Genomic DNA, 13,484 nt, shown 5'->3' with positions numbered 1-13,484 from the left:
CCAAGGGGTGCCGGATCAGCTCGCGGGGCATCCGCGCCCGATCCGGCAAGGCGGATGAGCGAAGGCGGGACGGAGTCCTGTCGAGTCGAGGACAACGCCGCCGGTCGGGATGCGGGGCACCGTGAGCCCGGCACGTCCCCTTGGAATGTCTCGTCTAGGGTCGGCACATGGCGCGCGTCGTGGTGATCGGTGGAGGCTTCGCAGGCATGGCCTCGGCCGCTCGGCTGGCCAAGCTCGGTCACGAGGTGACCCTCGTGGAGCAGATGTCGCAGCTCGGGGGCGCGATGGGCGTCGTCGAGAAGGACGGCTTCACCTGGGACGCAGGCCCGTCGGCAACCTTGCTGCCGGCCGTCGTACGCGACCTGTTCCGCAAGACCGGCCGCCCGCTCGAGCGCGAGGTCGACCTCGTGCAGCAGCCGATCATCCGGACCCACCACTTCGAGGACGACACCACCGTCGCACTCCCCGGCAGTTCGCGGGCCGCGCAGATCGAGGCCCTCGATGGTCTCGGGGCCGGCCTCGGCGACCAGTGGGCTGCGTACGTCGAGGGGTTCGCCGACGACTGGGAGATGATCCGCCGCGACTTCCTCGAGCGGCCGTGGATCCCCGAGATCGCCGCCAAGGAGACCACGTCGCGCATCTTCACCCGCGACATGCTGGCCAAGCGGTTGAAGAAGTCGTTCAAGGACGACCGGCTCCGTCTGCTCGCCGCGCACCCCTTCGTCTTCGAGGGCCACGACGCCCGCGACGTGCCGGCCTGGATGGGCATGGTGTCGTACGTCGAGCAGCGGTTCGGCGCCTGGACGATCGACGGCGGACTCGGCCGCCTGTCCGGCGTACTCGCCCAACGCCTCGCCACCCGCAAGGTGACCGTGCTGCTCGACACCGCGGTCACCGACATCGTCGTGCGCGAGGGACGCGCGGTCGCGGTGTCCACGAGCGCCGGCGAGATCGACGCCGACGTGGTGGTCTGCGCCTCCGACCCGCGTCGCCTGCCCACAATGGCCGAGCGGGTACGCCGCACCATGCCGGCCATCCCGCCGGTCGTGTGCCACCTCGGGCTCACCGGCGACGTGCCGGACCTGCCGCCCGAGTCCGTCTTCCACGGCGACCCGATGATCGTCGTGCGCACCGGCGGCACCGCCCCCGACGGCGGCAAGGCGGTGACGCTCTTCGGACGCGGACTCCTCGCCGAGGACATCGTGCTCGGGCTGGTGCGCAAGGGCATCAACCTGCGGCCGTACGTCGAGGTGCGGGTCGACCGCTCACCGCGCACCCAGGTGGAACAGTGGGGCGGGTCGCCGATGGGCGTGCTCTGGCAGGGCCGCGGCACCTTGAAGGAACGTCTCTCCACCACCACGCCGGTGCCCGGGGTGTACGCCGCGGGCGCGCACGCCAACCCTGGTGCGGGCATACCGTTCGTCGGGCTCTCCGCCGCCCTGGTCGCCCAGGAGGTCGGACCGGCCTGACCTCGTGCGGGACGTCCTGCGGTGCGGCACCCCCGGCGACCAGAACGCAGGACATTGTGCGGGACGTCCTGCGGTGCGGCGGCCCCGGCGACCAGAACGCAGGACGTCAGTCGAGTTCGAGCTGCCAGGAGACCTGGAGGGTGACGCCGATCGAGGCCTCCCCCGGCGCGAACGCCAGGTCGGCCTTGGCGGCGCGCAGTCCGGCCACCGGGCCCGGGAAGCCACCGCCTTCGGTCACGGACACGACCGGCCCGAGACGGGCACCGACCAGCTCGGCTACGTGAGTCGCCCGTGCCACCGCGTCGGCGTACGCCAGCTCGCGGGCCGCGGTCACGGCCGCCGCCTGGTCGGCGACCTCGAGCGAGACGCCCTCGACCAGGAGGCGGTCACCTGCGGCCTCGACCAGCGCCTCGAGCAGGGCGCTCGCGGACTCGAGGTCGGCGCACCCGATCTCGAGCGCGTGGCGGGCCTCGAACCCGGACTGGCGTCCCTCGTTGTCGTGGGCCGGCCAGACGTTGAGGTCACGCGAGGCGATGCGGCGCTGCTCGGTGAAGTCCGCAGCACGTGCGGTCACCACGGCCACCCCGTCGGCCACGGCTCGGAACGCCGCCGCGACCGTGCCTGCACGTTGCGCAATCGCCACGCGGACCACGGCGCTGTCGGGCACGGCGGTGGCGGTGCCCTGCCCGGTGACGGTGACTGTGCGATCCATGCGACGACAGTACTGGCCGCTGGTGATGCGCGGCTTCGAGACGCTGCAGGCTGCTCAGACGGTGATGCGCAGGCCTTCGAAGATCTCGCGGGTCGCCTTGGAGCGGTTGAGCGTGTAGAAGTGCAGCCCCGGGGCGCCTCCGTCGAGCATCGCCTCGCACAGCTCGGTGGCGATGCGGATGCCCTCGGCACGCAGCCCGGCCGGGTCCTCCTCGAAGGGGCGCAAACGGTCGACGACCTCGGTCGGCAGCTCTCGACGGGAGAGCTCGACCATGCGTCGCATCGAGTTGATGTTCAGGATCGGCATGACACCGGGGATGATCGGGATCTCCACGCCGGTGGCCCGGGCCCGCTCGACGAGCCCGAAGTAGTCGGCCGCGCGCAACACCATCTCGGTGACCGCGAACTCGGCACCGGCGTCCTGCTTGGCGCGCAGCACCGCCACGTCGTCATCGAGGCTGGCCGCGTCGACGTGACCCTCGGGGAACGCCGCGACACCGACGCTCACGTCGGCGATCTCCTTGATCACGCCGATCAGCTCGGAGGCGTAGTTGACGCCGCCTTCGGTGGCCTCCCACGCGGTGCCGGGGCCGCCCGGCGGGTCGCCGCGCAGCGCGAGCACGTTGCGCACTCCGCTCTCGGTCAGCGACTTCAGCACCTCGCGGATCTCGTCGACGGTGTGGCCGACGCAGGTGAGGTGGGCCATCGGGACCATCGAGGTCTCGCGGGCAATGCGTGCGGTGATCGCCACGGTGGTGTCGCGCGTCGTACCGCCGGCGCCGTACGTCACCGACACGAAGGTCGGCCGGTAGGGCTCGAGCTCGCGGATCGCCTGCCACAGTTGCGCTTCGCCGGCTTCGTCCTTCGGCGGGAAGAACTCGAACGAGAACGACCGCTCACCCTCACGGATGAGTTGCCCGATGCCACGCGGCGATTGCTGGTCCATGGCGGAAGTCTAGGTTCCACCTGTGCGCTGGGTGGCCGCCGTCCACCCAGCAGAACCCGATGACTAGTCTCATGGCGTGACTGCGGATCCCCTCGACCCTGCGGCCTTCAGGGCCGGCCTCCAGGCCGTGATCGACGACTTCCTCGCCGAACAGGCGATCCGACTGGCGCCCCTCGGCGACGATGCCGCGCGGCTGCTTGCCGAGGCCCGCCTCGCGGTCGCCGGAGGCAAGCGGTTCCGCGCCGCGTTCTGCTACTGGGGCTACCGCGCGGTGGCCACGCCGAACGCCGACGAGGAACGCTCACTGCTGCGTGCCTGCGCCGCGCTCGAACTGCTGCACGCCAGCGCGCTCGTGCACGACGACTTCATGGACGCCTCCGACACCCGCCGCGGACGCCCAGCCACGCACCGGGCCTTCGAGGCCGAGCACGGCAGGGCCGGTTGGACCGGCGACCCCGAGCAGTACGGCGCTGCCGCCGCGATCCTGCTCGGCGACCTGCTGCTGACCTGGGCCGACGAGCTGTTGCGGCGCTGCGGACTGCCGCTCGAGAAGGTCTCCCCCGCCCTCGACGTCTTCGACATCTGCCGCTCCGAGGTCGTGGCCGGCCAGTTCCTCGACGTCTCGGTGCAGGCCCGCGGCCGCGCCGACGTCGACACGGCCATGACGGTGTTGCGCTACAAGTCGGCGAAATACTCCATCGAGCGCCCGCTGCACGTCGGTGCGGCGCTGGCCGGTGGTTCTGACGACGTGCTCTCCGAGCTGACCGGCTTCGGCCTCCCGCTCGGTGAGGCGTTCCAGCTGCGCGACGACCAGCTCGGCGTCTTCGGTGACCCCGAGGTCACCGGCAAGCCTGCGGGCGACGACCTGGTCGAGGGGAAGCGCACCGTTCTCGTCGCCCTGGCTCTCGACGGGGTGCCTGCCGAACGCGCCGCCGTACTCGACGAGGCCTTGGGCACGGCGCTCTCGCCCGCCCAGGTCGAGGACCTGCGCGCGCTGATCATCGAGTCCGGCGCCGACCAGCAGGTCGAGGCGATGATCGACGAGCTGTCGCGCCTCTCACTCGAGGCGCTCGAGAAGGCCGACCTGCTCGACGAGGCGAAGGCCGCCCTGCGTGACCTGTCGTCGGCGGTCACGCAGCGCGCGCACTAGTCGCCGCGAGGCGATCGGCGCACGATGGTTTCGAGACGGGCGCAGAACGCCCTCCCCAACCACCGAGAGACACCGGGCGCAGAACGCCCTGCTCAACCAGCAGAGGGACACCGCGAGAGCTAGTCGAGCGACGCGATGTCTGCCGGCAGCTCGGGGCCGTCGCCGCGCAGCAGGACGACGAACTTCCCAGGCGCCTGCGCACGTTCGGTGAGTACGTCGAGCGTGATGTCGAAGGCCGTGGAGTCCGCGCGGGCCAGGGTGCTCCAGCCGTCCCAGAGCAACACCACGTCGCGGTCGAGATCGGCCAGGCAGTCGGCCAGCGCGTCGAAATTGCGGCCGTAGTAGTCGGGGAAGGCCAGGGACTCCCCCAGCGCGATGAGCACCTCGGCCTTCGTGGTGGCGACCCAGCCGTCGACGTGCCCGAACTGCCAGCCGGCGTGCTCGACCGCGTGCCTGACGTCGTCGACCTCGAAGCCCGCGTGCCAGGTGAACACCCCGGTCGCGTGGTGACCGGCGAGAATTCCTGCCAAGCCACTCATGAGTGCAGTCCGCTCATCGGTCGATCCTCTCGAACGAGTCGTAGTGGTCGGCGGTCCAGAAGAACTCGTCGTCGTCACCGGTGACGATGCGCCTGGCGCCGCGGTCGTCCTCACCGGGCGTCGGCACGGTGTACTCGTGGTAGTAGCCCTGTTGCTGCTGCGGCAGGATCCGTTCGCGGTTCTCGAACACGACACCGTCACGGTCGTAGGGGTAGGGACCGCCGTCGTCGATCAGGTCCAGCGTCTGCTGCGCCTCGGCGGGCAGGTCGCTCGCGCTGATCCAGTGCAGGCCCGACTCGGGGTCAACCTCCGACGAGGTGCCCGAGCCGTTGTCGGCCCCGCTGCTGTCGGCCCGCGGGGTGCTGCGCGGCGAGCTCGACGTCTGGGAGTCGCGGCCGGTCGTCGTACCGCCGTCGTTGTCGGTGTCGCTCGAACCCTGCTGCGACCACCACCACAGCCCGGCGACCACGACGAACGCGATCAGGCTGAGAATCTGCCGTTGGGACCTGCTCAGCCGCACGGGTCTACCTCTCAGAGGGCGATGGCCTGGGCGCGGCGCTTGACCTCGGAGCCGCGGTTCTCACGAAGGGCGTCGATCGGGCGCCCGGGCAGGTCTGCGTCGGTGTAGATCCACTCGATGCACTCGCGGTCGTCCCAGCCGCCGTCGTGGAACATCGTGAGCAGGCCGGGCAGGCCCTTGACGACCTCGCCCTCCTGCACGAAGGCGGCGGGCACCTGCTGGCCGGCACCCGGCGTGGGTACGGCGGCGGCGAGCTCGTGCTCGCGGATCATCGTGCGGACCTTGTTGACGCTGACACCGAGGGCTGTGGCGGTCTCCGACCAGTCCAGCCAGGCGTCGACGAGGGTGTCCAGCTCAGGTCCGGAAGCGGCGGCGTCGTTCATTCCGCCAACTCTTCCATCCCGGGTGGGTTGACGGAAATCCCTTCCGCGATTTCGACCCACCAGTCACACCTGTCACTTGAGTAACTTGGATACCTGCGGTTACCGTCGTGTGGCTGCCCGACCGCCACCCACGGGGCACTCGGAGCTCCGGGCACCGGGCAGCTCGACGAAGGGACCAGTCGTCATGACCTTCCCCACCCCCGCCCGAAGTCGCCTGCGACCCACGTTCCGTTCCCCCGTCCGCACCTCCCGTCATCCCCTGCGCTGGCTCTGCCGCCTGACCGCCGGAGCCGTCACCGCCGGACTCGTCGCGACCGCCGCCCCCGCGCTGGCCGACGACGACCTTCCGGCCGGCCGCAAGGTCGTGAGCCACACGGTGCGCTCCGGCGACACCGCCACCGAGCTCGCGGTGAAGTACCACGCCTGGACCGCCGAGCTGATCTCGCTCAACGACCTCGGACCCTCCGCCGCACTGCAGGTCGGTGACCGCATCCGGATCCCCGTCGTACTCGCTGCCCTGCCCAAGGGCGAGCGGCCCAAGGCGGGCAAGTCCACCTCCGGCACCCACGAGACGAAGCACGCGAAGAAGGCCGGGAAGCCCGCCAGGGCCACTCCCCGGAAGAGCACCGCGAGGCCCGCGCATCCCAGCCGCGCGAAGGTGCGCGACATCATCGAGCGCACCGCCCGCAACCACGGCGTCGACCCGCACCTCGCGCTGGCCGTCTCCTGGCAGGAGTCGGGCTGGCAGATGCACCACGTCTCGAGCGCGGACGCGATCGGCGCCATGCAGGTCCTCCCCGACACCGGCGAGTGGATGTCGCTCTACGCCGGGCGCCCGCTCAAGCTGCGCCACACCCACGACAACGTGCTGGCCGGCGTACTCCTGCTCGACCTTCTCGACGACATGACGAAGACCCGGCGGCAGCAGGTCGGGGCCTACTACCAGGGCCTCGGAGCGGTCCGCGAGCACGGGCTGTACGGCGAGACCAAGGCGTACGTCGACAACGTGCAGGCCATCCAGCGACGCCTCGAGAAGTCCGGCAACCCCTGACATCGCCACGCCGGAATGAGCGGTGGCGGGGCGGATCACGCCGGGTTCCGTAGGATTGGGTGCGGCGGATCCTTCCCCATCCAGCCGTGCACGGAGGTCGAGCAGTGGAGCCACGCAACGAACGGGACCTCAGCGACCCGTTGATCGGGCGACTCCTCGACAACCGCTACCGCGTCGGGCCGCGCATCGCCAGCGGCGGCATGGCCTCGGTCTACGAGGCCCACGACGACCGCCTCGACCGCACCGTCGCGCTGAAGGTGATGCACCCCGGCATGGGCGACGACGAGGACTTCGCGGCACGGTTCGTCCGCGAGGCCAGGCACGCCGCCAAGCTCTCGCACCCCCACGTCGTCGGCGTCTACGACCAGGGCCGCGACCACGGCACGATCTACCTGGCCATGGAGTACGTCCCGGGCCACACCCTGCGAGACGTGATCCGCAAGGAAGCGCCGATGGCTCCGCGCAAGGCGCTTGCGCTGATCGAGCCGGTGCTCTCCGCACTCAGCGCCGCGCACCAGGCGCAGCTGATCCACCGCGACATCAAGCCCGAGAACGTGCTGATCTCCGACGACGGCCGGGTGAAGGTCGCCGACTTCGGCCTGGCCAAGGCGATCAGCGCCGACACGCAGCACACGGCGACCGGCGGGGTGCTGATCGGGACCGTCTCCTACCTCGCCCCCGAGCTCGTCGTCGACGGCCGGGCCGACACCCGCGCCGACGTCTACGCAGCCGGGGTCGTGCTCTACGAGCTGCTCACCGGCCGCAAGCCGCACGAGGGCGAGTCGCCGATCCAGGTCGCCTACAAGCACGTGCACGAGGACGTCCCTCCACCGTCGCGCAGCGTGCCCGGCATCCCGGCGTACGTCGACGCGCTGGTGGCCCGCGCCACCGCACGCGATCGCTCGCACCGGCCAGCGGACGCCCGGGTGCTGCTGCACCAGGTGCACCGGGTGGCCCAGGCGCTGGCCGAGGGCGTCGTCGACGACCCGGAGCTGGTCGCCGACCTCGCACCTCCGTCGGCGCGCGCGCTCGAGGAGGACCAGTTCCGCGAGGACACCGCCCAGGACCCGCTGGAGCAGGCCGGTCCGAGCGCCACCGACACCCAGATCCGGCCGGCGCAAGCCGTCGAGCAGTTCCCGATGACCAGCCACATCGACCGCGACGAGGTGATGGCCGCTCAAGCCGGCGGCCAGCCCCCCATCGCACGACCGGCCGACCCGTCCGGCGTACCGCCGTGGAACGAGGGCGAGCGGGATGACGACGGAGACCGACCGCGCCGGCGACGCGGTCCACTGCTGCTGGTGCTCGCCCTGGTCGCCGCACTGGTCATCGGCGGAGGCGCGTACTGGTTCGGCGTCGCCCGCTACACGACGGCGCCCGGGGTGCTCGAGCTCACCGCCGCCGAGGCTCAGCAGAAGATCGAGAAGGCTGGCCTGGAGTACGCCGAGGGCGACCCCGAATACTCCGAGAGCGTCGCCAAGGGCGCGGTGATCAGCACCGACCCCGGCCCCGGCGACCGGGTGCTCGACGACGGCACGGTCACGGTCGTGCTGTCGCTGGGCAAGGAGCGGTACGACGTCCCGAAGGTGCGCGGCAGGTCCGAGGACGACGCCCAGGCGGCGATCCAGGACGCGCATCTCGAGTTCGGCCGGTCGATCCCGCGCTACCACCCGACCATCCCCGCGGGCCAGGCGATCAGCAGCAACCCGAAGCCGGGAACCTCCCAGAAGCCCGGCGCAACCGTCGACATCTACCTCAGCCAGGGACCGCGGCCGATCAAGCTGATCGACTGGACCGGCAAGGACGCCGACAAGGCCGAGGCCTGGTTCTCGAAGAGGGACCTGAAGGTCGACCGGTCCGAGGAGTTCGATGACGACGTGCCCGAGGGCAACGTCATCTCGCAGAGCCCCGGCACCGGCGAGCTCTTCAAGGACGACACGGTCGAGCTGAAGGTCTCCAAGGGACCCGAGCTGATCGAGGTCCCTCGCGTGGTCGGCATGGGCCAGGACGCGGCCCGCGACACCCTCGAGGACGCCGGGTTCAAGGTCAACGTCGAGCACCACGAGAACTACATCGGCCTGGGCTACGTGCTGAGCACCTCGCCCGGCCGCGGCGAGATGGTCCCCAGGGGCAGCACGGTCACCATCACCATCGTCTGACGCCCTGGTGGTTTCGAGACGGTTGCTGCGCAACCTCCTCAACCAGCGTGGTGGGCCCACGGATAGCCTTGGCCGCATGTCTGACGCCGCGCTTCGCAATCCCGTCGGTTCCCATGTCGCGGTCGGCAAGGGCCTCGCCGCGGGAGCCCTGACCGATGCCCGTGAGCTCGGCTACGAGACGCTCCAGGTCTTCGTCGGCAACCCGCGGGGTTGGGCCGCCAGCGCCGGCAATCCGGCACAGGACAAGGCGTTCCGGGAGGCATGCGCCGAGAGCGGCACGCGCTCGTTCATCCACGCTCCCTACCTGGTGAACCTCGGCTCGCCGACGTCCGCGACGTACGAGAAGTCGGTGGCCACCGTGGCCCACAACCTGAAGCGGGCCGCCGAGATCGGCGCCGAGGGCGTCGTGGTGCACACAGGTTCGTTCGTCGACCCGACCGAGAGCAGCGACAAGTACGACGCGGCGATGCGCCAGGTCCGCGAGGGCCTGCTCCCGCTGCTCGAGGCGATCGAGGACGACGACGCCCCGTGGCTGCTGCTGGAGCCGACCGCCGGCCAGGGCCGCTCCCTGTGTGCCGGCGTCGAGGACCTCCAGCCCTACCTCGCCGCACTCGACTTCCACCCCAAGGCCGGCATCTGCCTCGACACCTGCCACGTCTTCGCGGCCGGGGCACCGCTCGACGAAGAGGGTGGTACGGCGGCCACCGTCGACCGCATCGTCGAGATCGGTGGGCCCGGCCGACTCCGCCTGATCCACGCCAACGACTCCATGGACGTGCGCGGAGCCTTCAAGGACCGCCACCAGAACATCGGCGCCGGACACATCGGCGAGGACTCCTTCCGCGACCTGTTCGCGCACCCCGCCACCTCCGGCGTGCCGTTCATCCTGGAGACCCCCGGCTCCCGCGACCCGGGCAACCCCGACGCAGACCTGCTCAAGAAGCTGCGCGAGCAGGCCCGCGCCGGGGACGGGGCGTGAACGAGACCCGAACCGCCCGGCTGGCCACCGTCGTCCTGCTGGCGATGACGGCCATGTGGGGCTCGACGTTCTTCCTGATCAAGGACCTCTCGGAGCGGATCAGTGCCCTCGACTTCCTGGCGGTGCGCTTCCCGATCGCCACGGTCGCACTGTTGCTGATCTTCCCCAAGGCGCTCGGCCGCCTCTCCGCGCAGTCACGCCGGCAGGCCGTCGTCCTCGGTGTGCTCTATGCCGGCGCACAGGTGCTGCAGACCGTCGGGCTGGCCCACACCGCCGCGTCGGTCTCCGGCTTCATCACCGGGCTGTACGTCGTGTGCACGCCGTTGCTGGCCGCCGTACTGCTTCGCACCCGCATCGGGAAGCTGACCTGGGTGGCGGTCGCGATGGCGATCGGCGGCATCGCCCTGCTGACCCTGCAGCCCGGCGGGCTCGCCTTCGGGTACGGCGAGGGCATCACGTTGATCGCGGCCCTGATCTACGCGCTGCACATCGTGGGGCTCGGTGCCTGGTCGAACGCCGACGAGGCGATGGGCATGGCGATCGTGCAGCTCGCGGTGATCTCGGTGGTCTGCTTCCTCGGCGCGGTGCCGAACGGGATCACCCTGCCGGACAACGGCCGTGACTGGCTCAGCATCGTCTACATGGCGCTCGGCGCGGGCGCCTTCGCGATGGCCGGCCAGACCTGGGCGCAGGCCCACCTGCCTCCCACGCGCAGCGCGATCATCATGAGCATGGAGCCGGTCTTTGCCGCGGTCTTCGCGGTGCTGGCCGGCGGCGAGCACCTCACCGCGCGACTTCTCTCCGGCGGGCTGCTGGTCTTCGCGGCGATGCTGGTGGTGGAGCTGATGCCGCGCCGCAAGATCGAGGCCGAGGTCACCCACATCGCCGTCTGACCCCCGTTACCGAACAGTCCGCACGTTTCGGTGCCCCAGAACCTGCTGACTGTTCGGTGGCTGCAGGGGCCGGCAGGGTCGTCGCGGCCTCGACAGCCCGGTGCCCGAAGAGGACCATGGGAGTCACGAGGAGGTCATCATGACTGGACACGTGATCCACCTGAACACGGAGGTCGAGGCCGATCCGGACACGGTGTGGCAAGTGCTCACCGACCTGGTCCACGCCGACCACATCCTCCGCAGCGTCGACTCGGTCGAACTGACCAGCGACGGCCCGTACGCCGCTGGCACCACGTGGCGCGAGAAGCGGACGATGTTCGGCCACCACGGCGTAGAGGAGCTGGAGGTCACCGTGGCCGAGGCGCCACACCGCACGATCCACGAGACGAGGCTGGGCCACGACCGGATCCGCACCGCCTATTCGCTGCAGTCGCACACCGGCGAGCGCACCAAGCTGCTGCTGACCGCCAACATCGACATCGGCGAGCGCAACCGGGCCGAGTCCCTGATGTGGAACATCTGGGGCGGCTTCAGCTTCGACGCGACCCGGCGGATGCTCACCCACGACCTGGAGGACATCAAGGCCGAGGCCGAGCAGCGCATCGGCGGCAGGTCACGACTCGGTTCCGCATCCTGAATACTCCCTGACGGCACCGGGGCCCGCCACTAGTCTCAGTTCATGGTTGTCGTCATGTCCCCCGACGCCACCGACGAAGACATCGCGCGGGTCGTCTCGCGGGTCGAAGGCGTCGGTGGCGAGGCCTTCGTGTCCAAGGGTGTCGTGCGCACCATCATCGGCCTGGTCGGCGACATCGAGTCGTTCCACCACCTCAACCTGCGCACCCTCCGGGGTGTCGCCGACGTGCACCGCATCTCCGACCCCTACAAGCTGGTCAGCCGGCAGCACCACGCCGAACGCTCGACCGTCTGGGTGGGCCCCGAGGGCAGGCGTGTCCCGATCGGCCCCGACTCGTTCACGTTCCTGGCCGGCCCCTGCGCCGTCGAGTCCGCCGAGCAGACCGTCGAGGCGGCCCGCATGGCCCAGTCCGCCGGCGCCACGATCCTGCGGGGCGGTGCGTTCAAGCCGCGCACCTCGCCGTACGCCTTCCAGGGCCTGGGCGTGGCCGGCCTCGAGATCCTCGCCGGTGTGCGAGAAGCGACCGGCATGCCGGTGGTGACCGAGGTGGTCGACGCCCGCGATGTCCCCGTGGTCGCGGAGTACGCCGACATGCTGCAGATCGGCACCCGCAACGCCGCGAACTTCGGACTCCTCCAGGCGGTCGGCGAGGCCGGCAAGCCGGTGCTCCTCAAGCGCGGCATGAACGCGACCATCGAGGAGTGGCTGATGGCCGCCGAGTACGTCGCCCAGCGCGGCAACCTCGACATCGTGCTGTGCGAGCGCGGCATCCGGACGTTCGAGCCGTCGACCCGCAACACCCTCGACATCTCCGCCGTCCCGGTGGTGCAGGCCACCAGTCACCTGCCGATCATCATCGACCCGTCCCACGCCGCCGGGCGCAAGGACCTCGTCGTACCCCTCGCCCGGGCCGGCATCGCGGTCGGCGCCGACGGCGTGATCGTCGACGTCCACCCGAAACCCGAGGTCGCGCTCTGTGACGGTCCGCAGGCCCTGCTGGGCAACGACCTGCGCGAGCTGGCCCAGGCCGTGCGCAAGCTGCCGAAGGTCGTCGGCCGGGTCGACGCCGGCACGATGATTCGCTGACGCTGCCCGACGGATTTCGCCCGGTCGGATAGAACGAGGGTGTCCCCACGTCCCGTGACCCGGTCACGTCGAGGCGTCGCACGCTCGCCCCAGGAGATCCCTTGCCAGCCCCCACCCTGCTCACCGTCACCACCTCCGAGCAGCTGACCCCGCACCTGGTGCGGGTCCACTTCACCGGCGACCTGGCCAACTTCGCCGAGAGCACCGACACCGACCGCTACGTGAAGCTGGTCTTCCGCAAGCCCGGCGTCGTCTACCCCGAACCCTTCGACATGCAGGTGGTCCGGTCGATGCCGGCCGAGGACCAGCCCGTCGTCCGCACTTACACGGTCCGCACCCTCGACGTACCGGCCGGAACGCTGTCCATCGACTTCGTCGTGCACGGCACCGAGGGTGTGGCCGGTCCGTGGGCAGCCGCAGCATCCGCGGGCGATGAGCTGCTCGCCAACGGACCGGGGGGCGGTTACGCACCCCGGGCCGACGTCGACTGGCACCTGCTGGTCGCCGACGAGGCCGGCCTGCCGGCCGTGGCGGCAGCGCTCGACGCGCTGGCGCCCGACGCCGTGGCCCGGGTCCTGGTCGAGGTCGCCGCCGAGGACGACGTCATCGAGCTCGGTGAGGGTGAGAACGTCGAGGTGACGTGGGTGCTCCGTGGCGCGCCGTCCCACGACGTACCCGACGAGCGTGCCGGCACGGCGGCACCCCTGGTCGAGGCGGTCCGCGACCTCGAATGGCTGCCCGGGACGGTGCAGGCCTTCGTGCACGGAGAGGCCGCCGCCGTCATGCACGGCCTCCGCCCGCTGCTCCTCAACGAGCGCGGAATTCCCAGGGCAGACGTCTCGATCTCCGGCTACTGGCGCCGCGGTCGCACCGAGGAGGGCTTCCGCGAGTGGAAGTCCGAGTTGGCCCGACAAGAGGCCTGAGCGGCGTCCTCGGTTAGGATTCTCGGCGCGACAGTCCG

General features: G+C 70.7%; 14 protein-coding genes. 9 read left to right on the top strand and 5 right to left on the bottom strand.

What is annotated here, in order from left to right; genetic code table 11:
* Window positions 1–167 precede the first annotated feature (167 nt).
* Window positions 168–1,469: a phytoene desaturase family protein gene (locus ASD30_RS02985; RefSeq protein ID WP_056676719.1), complete on the top strand. Its 1,302-nt coding sequence runs from the start codon at window positions 168–170 to the stop codon at window positions 1,467–1,469.
* A 106-nt stretch (window positions 1,470–1,575) separates the two neighbouring features.
* Here the strand turns inward: ASD30_RS02985 and ASD30_RS02980 are convergent, their stop codons facing one another.
* Together ASD30_RS02980 and metF are read right to left on the bottom strand one after the other, a co-directional pair.
* The gene (locus ASD30_RS02980; protein ID WP_056676717.1) at window positions 1,576–2,181 is read right to left on the bottom strand and encodes an SIMPL domain-containing protein; all 606 of its coding nucleotides are present in this window, start codon (window positions 2,179–2,181) and stop codon (window positions 1,576–1,578) included.
* A gap of 54 nt (window positions 2,182–2,235) precedes the next feature.
* On the bottom strand, window positions 2,236–3,126 hold the full coding sequence (gene metF / locus ASD30_RS02975; RefSeq protein ID WP_056676714.1) for a methylenetetrahydrofolate reductase [NAD(P)H]: 891 nt from the start codon (window positions 3,124–3,126) through the stop codon (window positions 2,236–2,238).
* Between the two features lie 76 nt (window positions 3,127–3,202).
* On the opposite strand from metF, the gene ASD30_RS02970 reads away from it, so the two are divergent.
* Window positions 3,203–4,276 carry a polyprenyl synthetase family protein gene (locus ASD30_RS02970; protein ID WP_056676711.1) on the top strand — a complete coding sequence of 358 codons (1,074 nt, stop codon included), beginning with the start codon at window positions 3,203–3,205 and terminating at the stop codon, window positions 4,274–4,276.
* Window positions 4,277–4,395: 119 nt separating this feature from the next.
* Here the strand turns inward: ASD30_RS02970 and ASD30_RS02965 are convergent, their stop codons facing one another.
* The 3 genes from ASD30_RS02965 to ASD30_RS02955 are packed head-to-tail and all read right to left on the bottom strand — an operon-like array spanning window position 4,396 to window position 5,718.
* Complete coding sequence (locus ASD30_RS02965) at window positions 4,396–4,815, bottom strand: barstar family protein (RefSeq protein WP_082563516.1); 420 nt, start codon at window positions 4,813–4,815, stop codon at window positions 4,396–4,398.
* A 13-nt stretch (window positions 4,816–4,828) separates the two neighbouring features.
* On the bottom strand, window positions 4,829–5,335 hold the full coding sequence (locus tag ASD30_RS25895; protein ID WP_235532487.1) for a ribonuclease domain-containing protein: 507 nt from the start codon (window positions 5,333–5,335) through the stop codon (window positions 4,829–4,831).
* Between the two features lie 11 nt (window positions 5,336–5,346).
* A complete protein-coding gene (locus ASD30_RS02955) occupies window positions 5,347–5,718 on the bottom strand; it encodes an Rv2175c family DNA-binding protein (RefSeq protein ID WP_056676705.1) in 372 nt (123 codons plus the stop codon).
* Window positions 5,719–5,902: 184 nt separating this feature from the next.
* Between ASD30_RS02955 and ASD30_RS02950 the strand changes: the two genes are divergently transcribed.
* The 7 genes from ASD30_RS02950 to ASD30_RS02920 all read left to right on the top strand — a co-directional run bounded on the left by ASD30_RS02950 (window position 5,903) and on the right by ASD30_RS02920 (window position 13,446).
* Window positions 5,903–6,769 carry a lytic transglycosylase domain-containing protein gene (locus ASD30_RS02950; RefSeq protein WP_056676702.1) on the top strand — a complete coding sequence of 289 codons (867 nt, stop codon included), beginning with the start codon at window positions 5,903–5,905 and terminating at the stop codon, window positions 6,767–6,769.
* A 104-nt stretch (window positions 6,770–6,873) separates the two neighbouring features.
* Window positions 6,874–8,928, top strand: a complete 2,055-nt coding sequence (gene pknB, locus ASD30_RS02945; RefSeq protein WP_056676698.1) for a Stk1 family PASTA domain-containing Ser/Thr kinase — start codon at window positions 6,874–6,876, stop codon at window positions 8,926–8,928.
* 76 nt (window positions 8,929–9,004) lie between these two features.
* Entirely contained in the window at window positions 9,005–9,907 is a 903-nt protein-coding gene (locus ASD30_RS02940) for a deoxyribonuclease IV (protein ID WP_056676695.1), read from the top strand.
* Window positions 9,904–10,800 (top strand): DMT family transporter, encoded by an 897-nt coding sequence (locus ASD30_RS02935; RefSeq protein WP_235532485.1) that lies wholly within the window; start codon window positions 9,904–9,906, stop codon window positions 10,798–10,800. The genes ASD30_RS02940 and ASD30_RS02935 overlap by 4 nt, the downstream gene beginning before the upstream one ends.
* Before the next feature lie 139 nt (window positions 10,801–10,939).
* Window positions 10,940–11,437, top strand: a complete 498-nt coding sequence (locus tag ASD30_RS02930) for an SRPBCC family protein (protein ID WP_056676693.1) — start codon at window positions 10,940–10,942, stop codon at window positions 11,435–11,437.
* A 42-nt stretch (window positions 11,438–11,479) separates the two neighbouring features.
* On the top strand, window positions 11,480–12,523 hold the full coding sequence (aroF, locus tag ASD30_RS02925) for a 3-deoxy-7-phosphoheptulonate synthase (RefSeq protein ID WP_056676690.1): 1,044 nt from the start codon (window positions 11,480–11,482) through the stop codon (window positions 12,521–12,523).
* A 101-nt stretch (window positions 12,524–12,624) separates the two neighbouring features.
* Window positions 12,625–13,446, top strand: coding sequence for a siderophore-interacting protein (locus tag ASD30_RS02920; RefSeq protein WP_056676687.1), 822 nt, complete (start codon window positions 12,625–12,627; stop codon window positions 13,444–13,446).
* Window positions 13,447–13,484 lie beyond the last annotated feature (38 nt).

The sequence above is a fragment of the Nocardioides sp. Root140 genome (assembly GCF_001426745.1).
Taxonomy (GTDB): domain Bacteria; phylum Actinomycetota; class Actinomycetes; order Propionibacteriales; family Nocardioidaceae; genus Nocardioides.
This window is presented reverse-complemented; position numbering and strand designations above follow the sequence as displayed.